Source organism: Sphingomonas sp. PAMC26645 (genome assembly GCF_004795835.1).
GTDB lineage: Bacteria > Pseudomonadota > Alphaproteobacteria > Sphingomonadales > Sphingomonadaceae > Sphingomonas.
In genome coordinates this window covers 2,866,536-2,881,027 of sequence record NZ_CP039249.1, presented here as the reverse complement: position 1 = coordinate 2,881,027, position 14,492 = coordinate 2,866,536, and the positions used below count along the sequence as shown (strand labels likewise).

The 14,492-nt window shown below is 65.7% G+C and carries 9 protein-coding genes; 6 read left to right on the top strand and 3 right to left on the bottom strand.

Going from position 1 to position 14,492, the window contains the following annotated elements:
* The first annotated feature begins 176 nt into the window (after nt 1-176).
* The 4 genes from E5673_RS13250 (at nt 177) to E5673_RS13235 (ending at nt 9,196) form a co-directional block, all read left to right on the top strand.
* The gene (locus E5673_RS13250) at nt 177-1,202 is read left to right on the top strand and encodes an aspartate-semialdehyde dehydrogenase (protein WP_136190372.1); all 1,026 of its coding nucleotides are present in this window, start codon (nt 177-179) and stop codon (nt 1,200-1,202) included.
* 497 nt (nt 1,203-1,699) lie between these two features.
* Nucleotides 1,700-6,349 (top strand): YadA-like family protein, encoded by a 4,650-nt coding sequence (locus E5673_RS13245; protein WP_168711630.1) that lies wholly within the window; start codon nt 1,700-1,702, stop codon nt 6,347-6,349.
* Between the two features lie 202 nt (nt 6,350-6,551).
* Nucleotides 6,552-7,259, top strand: coding sequence for an alpha/beta fold hydrolase (locus tag E5673_RS13240; RefSeq protein ID WP_247599683.1), 708 nt, complete (start codon nt 6,552-6,554; stop codon nt 7,257-7,259).
* A 104-nt stretch (nt 7,260-7,363) separates the two neighbouring features.
* Nucleotides 7,364-9,196, top strand: a complete 1,833-nt coding sequence (locus tag E5673_RS13235; RefSeq protein ID WP_136190369.1) for a M2 family metallopeptidase — start codon at nt 7,364-7,366, stop codon at nt 9,194-9,196.
* A 280-nt stretch (nt 9,197-9,476) separates the two neighbouring features.
* Here the strand turns inward: E5673_RS13235 and E5673_RS13230 are convergent, their stop codons facing one another.
* The 3 genes from E5673_RS13230 to E5673_RS13220 form a co-directional block, all read right to left on the bottom strand.
* Nucleotides 9,477-9,971 carry a hypothetical protein gene (locus tag E5673_RS13230; RefSeq protein ID WP_136190368.1) on the bottom strand — a complete coding sequence of 165 codons (495 nt, stop codon included), beginning with the start codon at nt 9,969-9,971 and terminating at the stop codon, nt 9,477-9,479.
* A 64-nt stretch (nt 9,972-10,035) separates the two neighbouring features.
* Nucleotides 10,036-11,472 (bottom strand): AMP nucleosidase, encoded by a 1,437-nt coding sequence (locus tag E5673_RS13225; RefSeq protein ID WP_056058443.1) that lies wholly within the window; start codon nt 11,470-11,472, stop codon nt 10,036-10,038.
* Between the two features lie 181 nt (nt 11,473-11,653).
* The gene (locus E5673_RS13220) at nt 11,654-12,133 is read right to left on the bottom strand and encodes a peroxiredoxin (RefSeq protein ID WP_136190367.1); all 480 of its coding nucleotides are present in this window, start codon (nt 12,131-12,133) and stop codon (nt 11,654-11,656) included.
* A gap of 109 nt (nt 12,134-12,242) precedes the next feature.
* On the opposite strand from E5673_RS13220, the gene E5673_RS13215 reads away from it, so the two are divergent.
* Complete coding sequence (locus tag E5673_RS13215) at nt 12,243-12,797, top strand: YqgE/AlgH family protein (RefSeq protein ID WP_136190366.1); 555 nt, start codon at nt 12,243-12,245, stop codon at nt 12,795-12,797.
* A gap of 215 nt (nt 12,798-13,012) precedes the next feature.
* Nucleotides 13,013-14,446 (top strand): adenosylhomocysteinase, encoded by a 1,434-nt coding sequence (gene ahcY / locus E5673_RS13210; RefSeq protein WP_107954828.1) that lies wholly within the window; start codon nt 13,013-13,015, stop codon nt 14,444-14,446.
* Nucleotides 14,447-14,492 lie beyond the last annotated feature (46 nt).

Below are 14,492 nucleotides of genomic sequence, written 5' to 3'. Positions count from 1 at the left end.
GCGGAGGCGGGAGTCCAAACTGGGCTCCCGCCTTCGCGGGAGAACAAGGAAGCAGGTGCACCGGTCGCCGCGATCTACTCCCCCAAACTCCCCTATCCGCGCAACAAGTCGAAAGCCGTTGGACCTCGCCGCGCAACGTCGGTACTGCCCGCCCCAAGTCCAATCGGAGTGACAACATGGGTTATCGGGTGGTGGTCGCGGGTGCGACCGGCAATGTCGGGCGTGAGATCCTCAACATCCTGGCGGAACGCGAGTTTCCGGCGGATGAGATCGCCTGCGTCGCGTCGTCGCGCAGCCAGGGGTTGATGGTCGACTATGGCGACACCGGCAAGCAGATTAAATGCACGAACATCGAGCATTTCGACTGGAACGGCTGGGACATGGCGCTGTTCGCGATCGGCTCCGAGGGCTCGGCAATCTATGCGCCGATCGCTGCCGCCGCCGGCTGCGTGGTGATCGACAATTCGTCGCTCTACCGCATGGACCCCGACGTGCCGCTGATCGTGCCCGAGGTGAACCCCGAGGCGATCGACGGCTACAAGGTCCGCAACATCATCGCCAACCCGAACTGCTCGACCGCGCAGATGGTCGTCGCGCTGAAGCCGCTGCACGATGCGGCGAAGATCCTGCGCGTCGTCGTCTCGACCTATCAGTCGGTATCCGGCGCGGGCAAGGCGGGCATGGACGAGCTGTTCGAGCAGAGCCGCAACATCTTCGTCGGCGATCCGGCCGAGCCCAAGCTGTTCACCAAGCAGATCGCCTTCAACGTGATCCCGCACATCGACAGCTTCCTCGACGACGGCTCGACCAAGGAAGAGTGGAAGATGGTCGTCGAGACCAAGAAGATCCTCGACAGGAAGATCAAGGTCACCGCGACCTGCGTCCGCGTGCCGGTGTTCGTCGGCCATTCCGAAGCGATCAACATCGAGTTCGAGAATGAAATTTCGGCCGAGGAAGCGCAGAACATCCTTCGCGAGGCGCCCGGCATCATGCTGGTCGATAAGCGCGAGGACGGCGGCTACATCACGCCGATCGAGTGCGTCGGCGACTTCGCGACGTACATCAGCCGCGTGCGCGAGGATCCGACCCTCGAGAACGGCCTGAACCTGTGGTGCGTCAGCGACAATCTCCGCAAGGGGGCGGCACTGAATGCGGTGCAGATCGCCGAGTTGCTCGGGCGTCGGCATCTGCAGAAGGCGTAGTCGGGCGGGGCCATCGCGCCTCCAACACGCTCCAAATGACCGTTCGAAACCGCGTCGTCACCCCGTGTGACGGCGCGGTTTTGCGATTCGCTTTCGCTGACGAGCGCGAGCGGCTGAACGCACCGATCGAACCGAATTGCGGTGATTTTGCTGGCGCGGTTGGATAGCGACCAGTTTGGATGTGATCATTAACGATCCGAAATACCGGATATAGCAACAGTCTGGTCTCAAACTTCATCGATGCAACAAGAACGGTTTTATGTTTCAATCGATATGGATTGAAGTTGTGTAGAATAACGATGATTTGCTTTGTCTGTTCCGCGTCTATGCTTATTTATTACGGTAACAGACTGTTAGTATTACAGGGGTGAACATCCTCCCGTTCCGATAGTCGAATCTAGAGTTCGGCGATGCGGGAAATCAGGGCTGCTGTTGCAGTCGTCAGTGGAGGTTGTTTGATGTCCAACGCGTTTGTTCGCCCGCAAGATCGAGACGCCGTGACGCCGACTGGCGCCAAGACGTTCGCTTCGCATCCTGCAAAGTCGCCCACCTTTACCCGCACCCTGCGCCGCCTGCGCGATGGCGCTTCGTTGATCGGGCTGGCGACCACGTCGCTGCTCGCGACCCAGGCCGCTTCGGCGCAGGCAGCCACGCCGAACATCGTCAGCGTATGCTCGGGCGTCAGCCTGCCACGCTCGGTCGTCACCGATATCCTGACGCCGGTGGTCAACGGGATCGTCACGCCGATCCAGAACACGGTCGATCCGATTACCGGGGGCATCAACACGTTGCTGCCGTTTCTTGGCGTGCCGGCGCTCACCATCAACGCATCCGCGCTTCTGACGAATGCGGCGGCGGGCAACAACATTACTTTGCAGGTGCTCAACGCCAACGGACAGCTTGTCGGACCGGCGGACCGCTGCGATACGCAGGCGGACAGTTTCACGTTGCGGACGCCGGCCGGCATCGCGATCGGCGGCAATCGGATCACCGGGCTCGGCGCGACCGGCGCCGAAGCGTCTGCAGGAGAGGGAAATTCGATCGCATTCGGTAACAGAGCGCTGACCAGCGCGACCGCGCTCGGCTCGATCGCGCTCGGCACCGGATCGACGGTCGGCGCCAATGCAACCGGCGCGATCGCTCTGGGTACGGGAGCGATCGCGACCGGCGCGAACGGCGTCGCGCTCGGTGCAGGGAGCGTTGCCGCACGCGGACCGCTGGCAGGCTATACCGCGATCGGGCTCGCTGTTCCCCAGAACTCGGCCGGCGAAGTCTCGGTCGGCGCGGCGGGTGGCGAACGCCAGATCACCAACGTCGCGGCGGGCACCGCGGCAACCGATGCGGTCAACGTCGCCCAGCTCACCGGCGTTCAGGCGCAGATCGGCACGCTCGCAAGCGGTGCGGTCCAATATGATGGTGCGACCCGCACCAGCGTGACGCTGGGGGGAGCCGGTACCGGCGCGCCGGCGGTGGCGCTCCGCAACGTCGCCGCAGGCACGCTCGGCGCTGCCTCGACCGAGGCGGTCAACGGCAGCCAGTTGTTCGCGACCAACACCAACGTCACGAACCTGACGACCAACATCAGCAACGGCGCGATCGGTGCCGTGCAATACGCCAACGCCGCGACGCCGACGGTGCCGAACGGTGGCACGCCCACCAACGACGTCGCGCTGGTCGGCGCGACGCCGGGCGCGGTCGGGCTGCACAACGTGGCAAACGGCAACGTCGCCGCGGGCTCGACCGACGCGGTCAATGGTGGACAGCTTGCCACGGTCACCGGGCAGGTCGGCACGCTGGCCGGGCTCGCCGTCCAGTATGACGACGCGACGCGCGTGCGGGCGACGCTTGGCGGCGTGGGCACGGGTGCAGCGCCCGTCGCGCTCGGCAACGTCGCGGCCGGCACGCTGGGTGCGACCTCGACCGATGCGGTCAACGGCAGCCAGCTGTTCGCGACGAACACCAACGTCACCAACACCAATACCGCGCTGACGAACCTGACGACCAACATCACCAATGGCGGCATCGGCGCGCTGCAATATTCGAACGCGGCGACGCCGACCGTGCCGAACGGTGGCGTCCCGACCAACGACGTCGCGCTGGTCGGTGCAACGGCAGGACCGGTCGCTCTTCACAACGTAGCCGATGGCACTGTCGCGACCGGGTCGACCGACGCGGTGAATGGCGGGCAGCTTGCCACCGTGACCGGCCAGGTCGGCAACCTCGCCGCGCTGTCGGTCCAGTATGACGACGCGACGCGCGCTCGCGTCACGCTCGGGGGTCTCGGCACGGGGGCCGCTCCGGTGGCGATCGGCAATGTCGCGGCGGGTACGCTCGGCGCGACCTCGACCGACGCGGTCAACGGCAGCCAGCTGTTCGCGACCAACACCAACGTCACCAACCTGACGACCAACATCACGAATGGCGCGATCGGTGCGCTGCAATACTCAAGCGCGGGTGCGCCGACCACGCCGAACGGGGGCGTGCCGTCGAACGACGCGACGCTCGTGGGCGGTGCCGCCGGCGCGGTCGCTCTGCACAATGTCGCCGATGGCGCCGTCGCGGTGGGTTCGACCGACGCGGTCAATGGCGGTCAGCTTGCCCTGGTCTCGGGGCAGGTCGGCACGCTGAACGGTTTGGCGGTGCAGTATGACGATCTCAGCCGGTCGCGCGTGACCTTCGGCGGCGCGGGTGCTGCACCGGTGGTGCTCGGCAACGTCGCGGCGGGGACGCTCGGCGCCGCCTCGCTCGAGGCGGTCAACGGCAGCCAGCTGTTCACGACCAACGCCAACGTCACCAACACCAACACCGCGCTGACCAACCTCACGACCAACATCACCAATGGCGGGATCGGCGCGGTGCAATATTCCAACGCCGCGACGCCGACCACGCCCAATGGCGGCGTGCCGAGCAACGACGTCGCGCTGGTCGGTGCGGCGGCTGGCCCGGTCGGATTGCACAATGTCGCGAATGGCAATGTCGCGGTGGGATCGACCGATGCGGTCAACGGTGGTCAGCTTGCGAGTGTCTCCGGGCAAGTCAGCGGCCTGTCCGCACTCGCGGTGCAGTATGACGATGTCGGCCGCTCGCGGATCACGCTTGGCGGCGTCGGTACGGGTGCAGCCCCCGTCGTGATCGGCAATGTCGCGGCAGGCGCGCTCGGTGCGACCTCGACCGAGGCGGTCAACGGCAGCCAGCTGTTTGCGACCAACACCAACGTCACCAACCTGACGACGAGCATCGCGAATGGCGCGATCGGTGCGCTCCAATATTCGAGCGCAGGCGCACCGACCACGCCCAACGGCGGCGTGCCGTCGAACGACGTGACGCTGGTCGGGGGTGCCGCTGGTGCCGTCGCCTTGCACAATGTCGGCAACGGCGTGGTCGCGGCGGGCTCGACCGATGCGGTCAACGGCGGCCAGCTGGCAACCGTCTCCGGCCAGGTCGGCAATCTCGCCGCGCTGTCGGTGCAGTATGACGATCCGACCCGGACGCGCGTGACGTTCGGTGGAGCAGGCGCGGCGCCGGTCGTGCTCGGCAACGTCGCGGCGGGAACGCTCGCGGCAGGGTCGACCGACGCGGTCAACGGCGGGCAGCTCGTCGGGCTCGGCACCTCCGTCGCGGCGGGGCTGGGCGGCCTGTCGAGCTATGACGCTGCCACCAACCGCGTGCTTGCTTCGATCGGGTTCGGCGGGGTGCAATATGGCAATGTCCAGTCGGTCTTCGATGCGGTCGATGGCGCGATCAACGGCGGTGCGGGCATCCGGTATTTCCGGGTTCTCTCGACCCGCGGCGACAGCGTCGTGACGGGTACCGACAGCATCGCGATCGGGCCGGAAGCGACCACGACCGCGGACAACAGCGTTGCCATCGGCACCGGCTCCTCAGCGCTTCGTGGCGGTACTCTTGGCTATGCCGCGCTCGGGCTCGCCGGCTTGCAGAACTCGGTCGGTGAAGTGTCGGTCGGCTCGGCTGGTGGCGCTCGGCAGATCACCAACGTCGCGGCCGGCACCGCGGCAACCGATGCCGCCAATGTCGGCCAGGTCGCAGGGGTCGCGGCGCAAGTTGCGGCTCTGGGCACCACCACCGTCCAGTACGACAACGGCACGAAGAACTCGATCACGCTCGGCGGTGCCGGCGGTACGGTCATCACCAACGTCGCCGCCGGCAACGTCGCCGCCGGGTCTACCGACGCGGTCAACGGCGCGCAGCTTGCGGCGACCAACACGCAGGTGGCGAACAACACGACCGCGATCACCAACCTGGGCAACCAGATCAGCAACGGTGCGACCGGGCCGGTGCAATACTCCAACCCCGGCAGCGCAACCACGCCGAACGGTGGCACGAAGACCAACGACCTGACGCTGGTCGGTGCGGCGGCTGGCCCCGTCGGCCTGCACAATGTCGCGGGCGGTTCGATCACGGCGGGTTCGACCGACGCGGTCAATGGCGGACAGGTCTACGCCCTGGCGCTGACGGCGGTGAACGCGGTGTCGTACAACACCGATGCCAACGGTGCGCGGACCAATACCGTGACGCTGGCGGGTGGCAACGCGGCGGCGCCGGTGACGATCGCCAACGTGGCCGCCGGTACGGTCGCGGCGGGGTCCGCCGAAGCAGTGAACGGTGGGCAGCTCTACACCACCAATCAGGCGGTCGCGACGGCACAGGGCACCGCGAACAGTGCGCTCGCGCTGGGCAGCAACTCGGTGCAATATGGTCCTTCGCGTACCAACGTGACGTTCAACGCCGGCGGTCAGGCGACCGTGCTGAGCAATGTCGCGGCGGGCGTGTCGACCACCGACGCGGTCAACGTCGGGCAGCTGAACTCGGGCATCAATTCCGCCGTGACGCAGGCGAACGCCTATACCGACGGACGGATCGCGGCGCTCGACTTCGATCTGCGCAACCTCCGCCGCGACAGCTTTGCCGGGACCTCCAACGCGCTGGCAGCAGCCGGACTCCCGCAGGCGTATGAAGCGGGCAAGGGGATGATCGCGATGGGTGGTGGCACCTATGCCGGCCAGTCGGCGGTCGCGGTCGGGATGTCGAAGGCGTTCAGCGATGGCCACACGGTCGTCAAGCTGAGCGGCACCTACGACTCGCAGGGCCGTGCCGGTGCATCGGGCGGGATCGGGTATCAGTTCTGATCCTGTCTTTCGAAGTTGGGAACGGGCGGCCTTCGGGTCGCCCGTTTTCGTTTGGGGCTAAGGGGCGCTCGACATGCAGGGAGCTAGCGCGGGTTGACTTGGGCGGCGGCCGCCACGAATTGGCGGCGAACCAATGCAGGATGTGACCGTGGCCAGCACCCCGAGCGATACCCAGTTTTTCGAAAGCTTCGACGGCACGCGGATCGCGTGGCGCGAGGTCGGCGAGGGGCGGCCGGTGGTGCTGATCCACGGCTATTTCTCCGACGCGAAGACCAACTGGATCCGCTACGGCCACGCCGCGAAGATCGCCGCCAAGGGTTTCCGGGTGATCATGCCGGACCTGCGCGCGCACGGTGAGAGCGAGAAGCCGCATGGGCTAGAGGCGTATCCGGCGGATGCGCTGACGCAAGATGGCCACGCGCTGGTCGCGCATCTTGGGCTGACGGACTATGACCTTGGCGGCTACTCGCTGGGTGCGCGGACGACCTCGCGGATGCTGGCGACGGGCGCGACGCCGCGGCGCGTGATCTTCTCCGGAATGGGTCTCGAAGGGCTGACGCAGACGTCACGCCGCGCCGGGCATTTCCGCAATATCCTGACCAGGCTGGGGCAGCATGTGCAGGGTACGCCGGAGTGGCTGGCGGAGGCGTTCCTGAAGACGACGGGCGGCGATCCGATCGCGTTGCTCGGTATCCTCGAGACGTTCGTCGATACGCCGCTCGAGTCGGTGAAGGCTATACAGCAGCCGACGTTGGTCGTGTGCGGCGGCGAGGATCAGGACAATGGTTCGGCACCGGATCTGGCTGCGGCGTTGCCGAACGGGACGTATGTCGAGACTCCGGGCGGTCATATGAGCGCAGTGGTGAAGCCCGAACTGGGCCAGGCGATCGCGGACTTCCTGGCAGGCTGACGCCCTAACCACGATCCTCCCCCGCAAGGGGGAGGATTGGAAAGATCGGCGTTGACCAGACTTGGTCGGATGCTCACTCTGGAGGCATAATCTAGGGGAAGATCATGATCCGTACCGTCTCTCTGATCGCGCTTGCGTGCGCGATCGCCGTGCCGTCCGTAGCGCAGGCCCAGACTGCAGCACCCGCTACCACCGGCAAGCCGACCGTCGCGCAGGCCGATGCGTTCGTCGCTGAGGCGGAGAAGGCGATGGCGACTGCCTCGCTCGACGCGAACCGCGTGGCGTGGGTCAACGCGACGTACATCACCGACGATACCGATGCGCTGGCGGCGAAGTCGGGCGCGGAGATGACCGATCTCGGGGTGAAGTACGCGCTCGGCGCCGCGCGCTATGCGTCGCTGCCGGGGCTTTCGTTCGATACCAAGCGCAAGCTCGATCTGCTGCGCGGCGGGCTGACGCTGCCGGCGCCGACGCGGGCAGGGGCGTCCGAGGAACTGTCGACGCTGACCACGAAGATGTCGTCGTCCTACGGCAAGGGCATGGGGACGCTCGACGGCAAGCCGATCAACGGGTCGGACATCGAGGCGGCGATGGGCTCGGTGCGCGATCCGGCCAAGCTGACCGAGATGTGGACGAGCTGGAATGACAAGGTCGGCGCGCCGATGCGTGGCGATTATGCGAAGATGACGTCGATCTCGAACGAGGGCGCGCGCGAGCTCGGCTACAAGGATGTCGGTGCGCTGTGGCGCTCTGGCTACGACATGACGCCCGAGCAGTTCGCGGCGCTGACCGACAAGATCTGGAAGCAGGTCGAGCCGCTCTATATGGCGCTCCACACCTACACGCGGTGGAAGCTCAACGAGAAATACGGCGACGCGGTGCAGGCGAAGACCGGACCGATCCGCAGCGACCTGCTCGGCAACATGTGGGCGCAGGAATGGGGCAATATCTACGACATCGTCGCACCCAAGGGCGCCGGGGATCTGGGGTTCGACACCGGCGACCTGCTCAAGGCCAAGGGCTATGATCCGCTGAAGATGGTGAAGCAGGGCGAGGGCTTCTATTCGTCGCTCGGCTTCGCGCCGTTGCCGGAGACGTTCTGGAAGCGGTCGCAGATCACCAAGCCTGCCGACCGCGACGTGATCTGCCATGCGTCGGCGTGGGATATCGACGCCAAGGACGATATCCGGATCAAGATGTGCACGAAGGTGAACGCCGACGACTTCGTCACGATCCACCACGAGCTTGGCCACAACTACTATCAGCGCGCGTACAAGGCACAGCCGTTTCTGTACGCGAACGGTGCTAACGACGGTTTCCACGAGGCGATCGGCGATACCGTCGCGCTGTCGATCACGCCGGATTACCTGGTGAAGATCGGCCTGCTCGACCAGGCGAAGGTGCCGAGCGCGGACAAGGACATCGGGCTGCTGCTGCGCCAGGCGATGGACAAGGTCGCGTTCCTGCCGTTCGGGCTGCTGATCGACAAATGGCGCTGGGGCGTGTTCTCGGGGCAGATCCCGGCGACAGGGTATCAGGCGGCGTGGGATGCTTTGCGGCTTCAGTATCAGGGGATCAAGCCGCCGGTCGCGCGCGACGAGACCAAGTTCGACGCGGGCGCGAAATACCATATCCCGGCAGCGGTGCCTTACACGCGCTACTTCCTGGCGCGGGTGTTGCAGTTCCAGTTCTACAAGGCGGCGTGCGACCAGTCGGGCTGGAAGGGGCCGCTGCATCGTTGCTCGTTTTACGACAACAAGGCGGTGGGGACGAAGCTGAACGCGATGCTGAGCATGGGGCAATCGAAGCCTTGGCCGGATGCGTTGCAGGTGTTCACCGGCAGCCGCGAGATGTCGGGCACGGCGCTGGTCGAGTATTTCGCACCGTTGAAGTCTTGGCTGGACGTGCAGAACAAGGGGAAGCCGACCGGGTGGTGAGGGGGACGTTGGCTTATCGCCAGCTGACGTTCGCCCGCTAACTCCTAGTTCCCCCGCGGCGGCGGGGGCCCAGGGTTACGAACGCTTCCATGGTTTTAGCTGGGCCCCCGCCTCCGCGGGGGAACGAAGGCGGCGTGGGGGGGGCGACACCTACAACGCACCACCCCGGCGAAGGCCGGGGTCCAGTTGGGAAACGTCGCTAACGGAGCGATGAGCTTCGTTACGCAAGACGTTCCAAATGGGCCCCGGCCTTCGCCGGGGTGGAGTATCTTGGGGATACTTACTCCGGGACCGTCCCCGGGTCGGCAATGCCGGCGTCGAACGACTTCGACGAGTCCGTCCCGTCAGCCTGATGCGCGTGCGTACCCTTCGGTTTGGGTGCTGTCTGAGCCTTCGGCGTACTGCCGCGTAAAGTCAGCAGCGCCCCAACCGCTGCACCAGCCACCGCGACACCGCTGAAGATCGCCGCAGCCCCCCATTTCCCACGGGTCTTCTCCGGAGGCTTGGCGACCGCGACCGGCGTGGCCGTATTGCGTGCAGGCACCGGGCGGGGCGTGCTGCGCTTGGTCGAGCGCGGCTTTGGCGTCGGCTTGGCCACTGGTTTCGACGACGCGGCGGTGACAGGCTTGTCCGCAACCGGCACGGGCTTGGACGCGACCGGCTTGGCCGACGACGTGGCAGCCGGTGCCGCCTTTGGCGCGCTCGTCTTGCGCGGCGCGCGACGGCGGGCGGCGGGCTTGTTTGCTTCCGTATCGGGCGTGTCGGTGTCGGCCACTTCTATCTTCCCTCAGCAATGATTCCGGAAGCGTAACGCATTCCCATGCGATCCGCTCCGATTTTTACCTGAACGGGGGCTCGTCGAACGCGCGGAGCTTGCGGCTGTGGAGCTTAGACCCTTCCAGACGGAGCTGCTCGCAGGTTTCGATCCCGATCCGCAGATGCTCGCTGATCGCGCGTTCGTAGAAGCGATTGGCCTGGCCCGGCAGCTTCAGCTCGCCGTGGAGCGGCTTGTCCGAGACGCAGAGCAACGTGCCGTACGGGACGCGGAAGCGATAGCCCTGCGCGGCGATCGTCGCGGATTCCATGTCGATGCCAACCGCGCGACTGAGCGAGAAGCGCAGCGCGGACTTCGAGTAACGAAGCTCCCAATTGCGATCGTCGGTGGTGACGATCGTGCCGGTGCGGAGGCGGCGCTTGAGTTCCTCGCCCGACTGACCCGAGACGATCTCGGCGGCCTTGGCCATCGCGAGCTGGACTTCGGCGATCGCGGGGATCGGGATTTCGGGGGGCAGGACGTCGTCGAGGACATGGTCGTCGCGCAGATAGGCATGCGCGAGGACGTAGTCGCCGATCCGCTGGCTGGGGCGCAGGCCGCCGCAATGGCCGATCATCAGCCACGCCTCAGGGCGCAGCACGGCGAGATGGTCGCAGATCGTCTTCGCGTTCGACGGACCGACGCCGATGTTGACCAGCGTGATGCCGGTGCGGTCGTCCGCCATCAGGTGATAGGCGGGCATCTGGTGCCGCCGCCAGGCGCTGTCGGAGATGATCTTGTCGATGTCGTCGCCCGACGAAATCGTGATCCCGCCCGCGCCCGATAGGCTGGTGAAGCGCGAGCCTTCGCCCAACTGCGTGCCGGCCCAACGGACGAACTCGTCGACATAGCGGTGGTAGTTGGTGAACAGCACGAAGCGCTGCGCGTGTTCGGCGGGCGTGCCCATGTAATGGCGCAGGCGGGCAAGGCTGAAATCGGTGCGCAGACCGTCGAACAGCGCGAGCGGGCGCGTCTCGTCCTGCGCGATCCAGAGGCCATCGGCGATCTCGTCGCCGATATGCGCGAGCTCGGTCGCGGGGAAGTGGCGCGACAATTCGGTCGCGGAGACCTCGTCGAGGCTCAGCGCATGGCCGGGTTCGATCACATAAGGGAACGGGATTTCCTGGCGGCCTTCAACGGCTTCGACAGTGACGTCGTAATCCTCGATCAGCAGCGTAAGCTGTTCGGTCAGGTATTCGGCGAAGATCGCAGGCTTGGTGACGCTGATGCGGTATTCGCCTGCGTTGACCAGACGGCCGAACGAGCGGAGCGGGGTGGGCCGGTCGACGCCGCCCTTATAGGTCAGCCGGATCTCGGGATAGGCGAACGAGCCGTCGGTGCGGCTGACCGGATCGGGCGTCGTGCCGTCGGCGATATACGCGCTCATGGCGGCTTGGAGGCGCTCGACGGAGGCGCGGTAGAGGCGGTCGAGTTCGGCGACGAGGTCGGATGCGATTGTCATCGGGCAGTGTTAGGTGGCGCAGGTTACGGTGGCAAGACCACCTAAATCCTCCCCGTGTCGGGGAGGTGGCAGCCCACTCGGGCTGACGGAGGGGGCGCTCCACAAACGTAACGCTCGCGGTGAGCCCCCTCCACCCTCTGGCAAAGGTGCCGAACGGTCCCCCTCCCCGTGCCGGGGAGGATCAGATCTCGCTGAGGAGGTACTCGGCCGAACTAACCTTGAACTCGCCGGGTGCCTCGACGTTCAGCTGCTCGACCACGCCGTCGTTCACCAGCATCGAGTAACGCTGGCTGCGCGTGCCCATGCCAAAGCCCGAGCCGTCCATCGTCAGCCCGATAGCCTTCGCGAAATCACCATTGCCGTCCGCCAGCATCGTGATGTCGCCGGCGCCCGCCGACTTGCCCCACGCGCCCATCACGAACGCGTCGTTGACCGACACGCACGCGACCTCGTCGATGCCCTTGGCCTTTAGCTCGGCTTCCTTCTCGACGAAGCCGGGGAGATGCTTGGCCGAGCAGGTCGGCGTGAACGCGCCGGGGACCGCGAACAGCGCGACCTTGCGGCCCTTGAAGAAGCTGTCGGTATCGACCTGGTCGGGGCCGTCGGCCGTGGCCTTGACGAGATTGGTGGTGGGAAGCCGGTCGCCGACGCTGATCGTCATCTGAAATCTCCTGTCGCCGCGCATTGGTCGCGGGCGAGCCGTACCTTGGACGCGGGCGCGCGTATTTCAAGCGTGGCGGGGACTCGTCCGCGTCGCTATGTTCGAACGCATGGACAAGACGCCCTTTCTTTCCGGACAATTCCTGCTCGCGATGCCGGGGATGAGCGATCCGCGGTTCGCCCGCGCGGTGATCGCGATGTGCAGCCATGACGAGAATGGCGCGATCGGGATCGGCGCGACGATCGACGGTCTGGGTTTCCACGATCTGCTGGAGCAGTTCGGGATCGAGCCGGGCGATGCGCCGAACGCGCCGGTGCATTTCGGCGGACCGGTCGAGCCGCGGCGCGGGTTCGTGGTGCATTCGTCCGACTGGGGCGGGCAGGACTCTGTCGACGTCGCCGGGCGGTGGAAGCTGTCGAGCACGGTCGACGTGCTCCGCGCGATCGCCGAGGGGAAGGGCCCGTCGGAGTGGGTGGTGGCGCTTGGCTATGCCGGTTGGGATGGCGGGCAGCTCGAGGGTGAGCTGTCGCGGCCGGGCTGGTTCAACGTGCTCGGCGACACCGAATTGCTGTTCGATACCGCTGCGGAGGATCGCTGGACGATGGCGTTTGCGCAGGCTGGTGTGGATCCGCGGTTGCTGGTGGCGGAGACGGGGCGGGCTTAGCCGTTCTCCTGCGAACGCAGGAGCCCAGGGTAATGAATGATGTCCTTTGTGATCCTGGACTCCTGCGTTCGCAGGAGAACATGCTGCCCAAGGGACACCGACACGTCATATAAAGATATCTTTATATTTGATTTGAGCCCTCCGATCCCCTAAGTGGCACGGCATCCGGCACGGGCATGAGGCTCGCCGATCACAGAATTTCCAGGAGACCCATCGTGGCCACCACCCTCGCCCCCGCGCAGTCCGGCAATGCGACCGACTACGTCGTCGCCGACATCAGTCTCGCCGATTTCGGCCGCGCCGAGATCAACATCGCCGAGACCGAGATGCCCGGCCTGATGTCGCTGCGCACCGAGTTCGGCGCAGCGCAGCCGCTTAAGGGCGCGCGCATCACCGGCTCGCTGCACATGACGATCCAGACCGCGGTGCTGATCGAGACGCTGACCGCGCTCGGCGCCGACGTTCGCTGGGCGACCTGCAACATCTTCTCGACGCAGGACCACGCCGCCGCCGCGATCGCCGCGACCGGCGTGCCGGTGTTCGCGATCAAGGGCGAGAGCCTCGCGGACTATTGGAACTATGTCGGCGACATCTTCTCGTGGGATCGCGACGTAGAGGGCCAGACTGCCAACATCATCCTCGACGACGGTGGCGACGCGACGATGTTCGCACTCTGGGGCGCCAAGCTCGAAGCCGGCCACACGATGCCCGAGCCCGAGAACGAGGAAGAGGTCGAGATGCAGCGTGCGCTCAAGGCGTACGTCGCGAAGAACCCCGGCTACCTGACCGAGACCGTCAAGAACCTGAAGGGCGTCTCGGAAGAGACCACCACGGGTGTCCACCGCCTGTACGAGATCGCCAAGAAGGGCGAGCTGCCGTTCCCCGCGATCAACGTCAACGACTCGGTCACCAAGTCGAAGTTCGACAACCTCTACGGCTGCAAGGAATCGCTGGTCGACGCGATCCGTCGCGCGACCGACGTCATGCTCGCCGGCAAGGTCGCCTGCGTCGCCGGTTTCGGTGACGTCGGCAAGGGCTCGGCTCAGTCGCTCCGCAACGGCGGCGCGCGCGTGATGGTCACCGAAGTCGATCCGATCTGCGCACTGCAGGCAGCGATGGAGGGCTTCGAGGTCGTGACGATGGAAGAGGCCGTCAAGCGCGCCGACATCTTCTGCACCGCGACCGGCAACGCCGACGTCATCACCGCCGATCACATGAAGGCGATGAAGCCGATGTCGATAGTCTGCAACATCGGTCACTTCGACTCGGAGATCCAGATCGCCGCGCTGTCGAACTACGACTGGACCGAAGTGAAGCCCGGCACCGACCTGGTAAAGTTCCCGGACGGCAAGCAGATCATCATCCTGGCGAAGGGTCGCCTGGTGAACCTCGGTTGCGCCACCGGCCACCCGTCGTTCGTGATGTCGGCCTCGTTCACCAACCAGACGCTCGCGCAGATCGAGCTCTGGACCAAGGGCGAGAACTACAAGAACGAAGTGTACGTCCTGCCGAAGCACCTCGACGAGAAGGTCGCGATGCTCCACCTCGAGAAGCTCGGCGTGAAGCTGTCGAAGCTTTCGGACAAGCAGGCCGGCTACATCGGCGTGCCGGTCGAAGGCCCGTTCAAGCCGGATCATTACCGCTACTGATCTTAGGATTTAGTAGGGTCTTCGAAAAGCCGCGTTCGCCATCAGG

What these genes read in the sequence shown, in the direction of transcription:
- E5673_RS13250 (WP_136190372.1), top strand. Translation starts at nt 177, where the DNA reads ATGGGTTATCGGGTGGTGGTCGCGGGTGCGACCGGCAATGTCGGGCGT.
- E5673_RS13235 (WP_136190369.1), top strand. Translation starts at nt 7,364, where the DNA reads ATGATCCGTACCGTCTCTCTGATCGCGCTTGCGTGCGCGATCGCCGTG.
- E5673_RS13225 (WP_056058443.1), bottom strand. Translation starts at nt 11,472, where the DNA reads ATGACAATCGCATCCGACCTCGTCGCCGAACTCGACCGCCTCTACCGC.
- E5673_RS13220 (WP_136190367.1), bottom strand. Translation starts at nt 12,133, where the DNA reads ATGACGATCAGCGTCGGCGACCGGCTTCCCACCACCAATCTCGTCAAG.
- E5673_RS13215 (WP_136190366.1), top strand. Translation starts at nt 12,243, where the DNA reads ATGGACAAGACGCCCTTTCTTTCCGGACAATTCCTGCTCGCGATGCCG.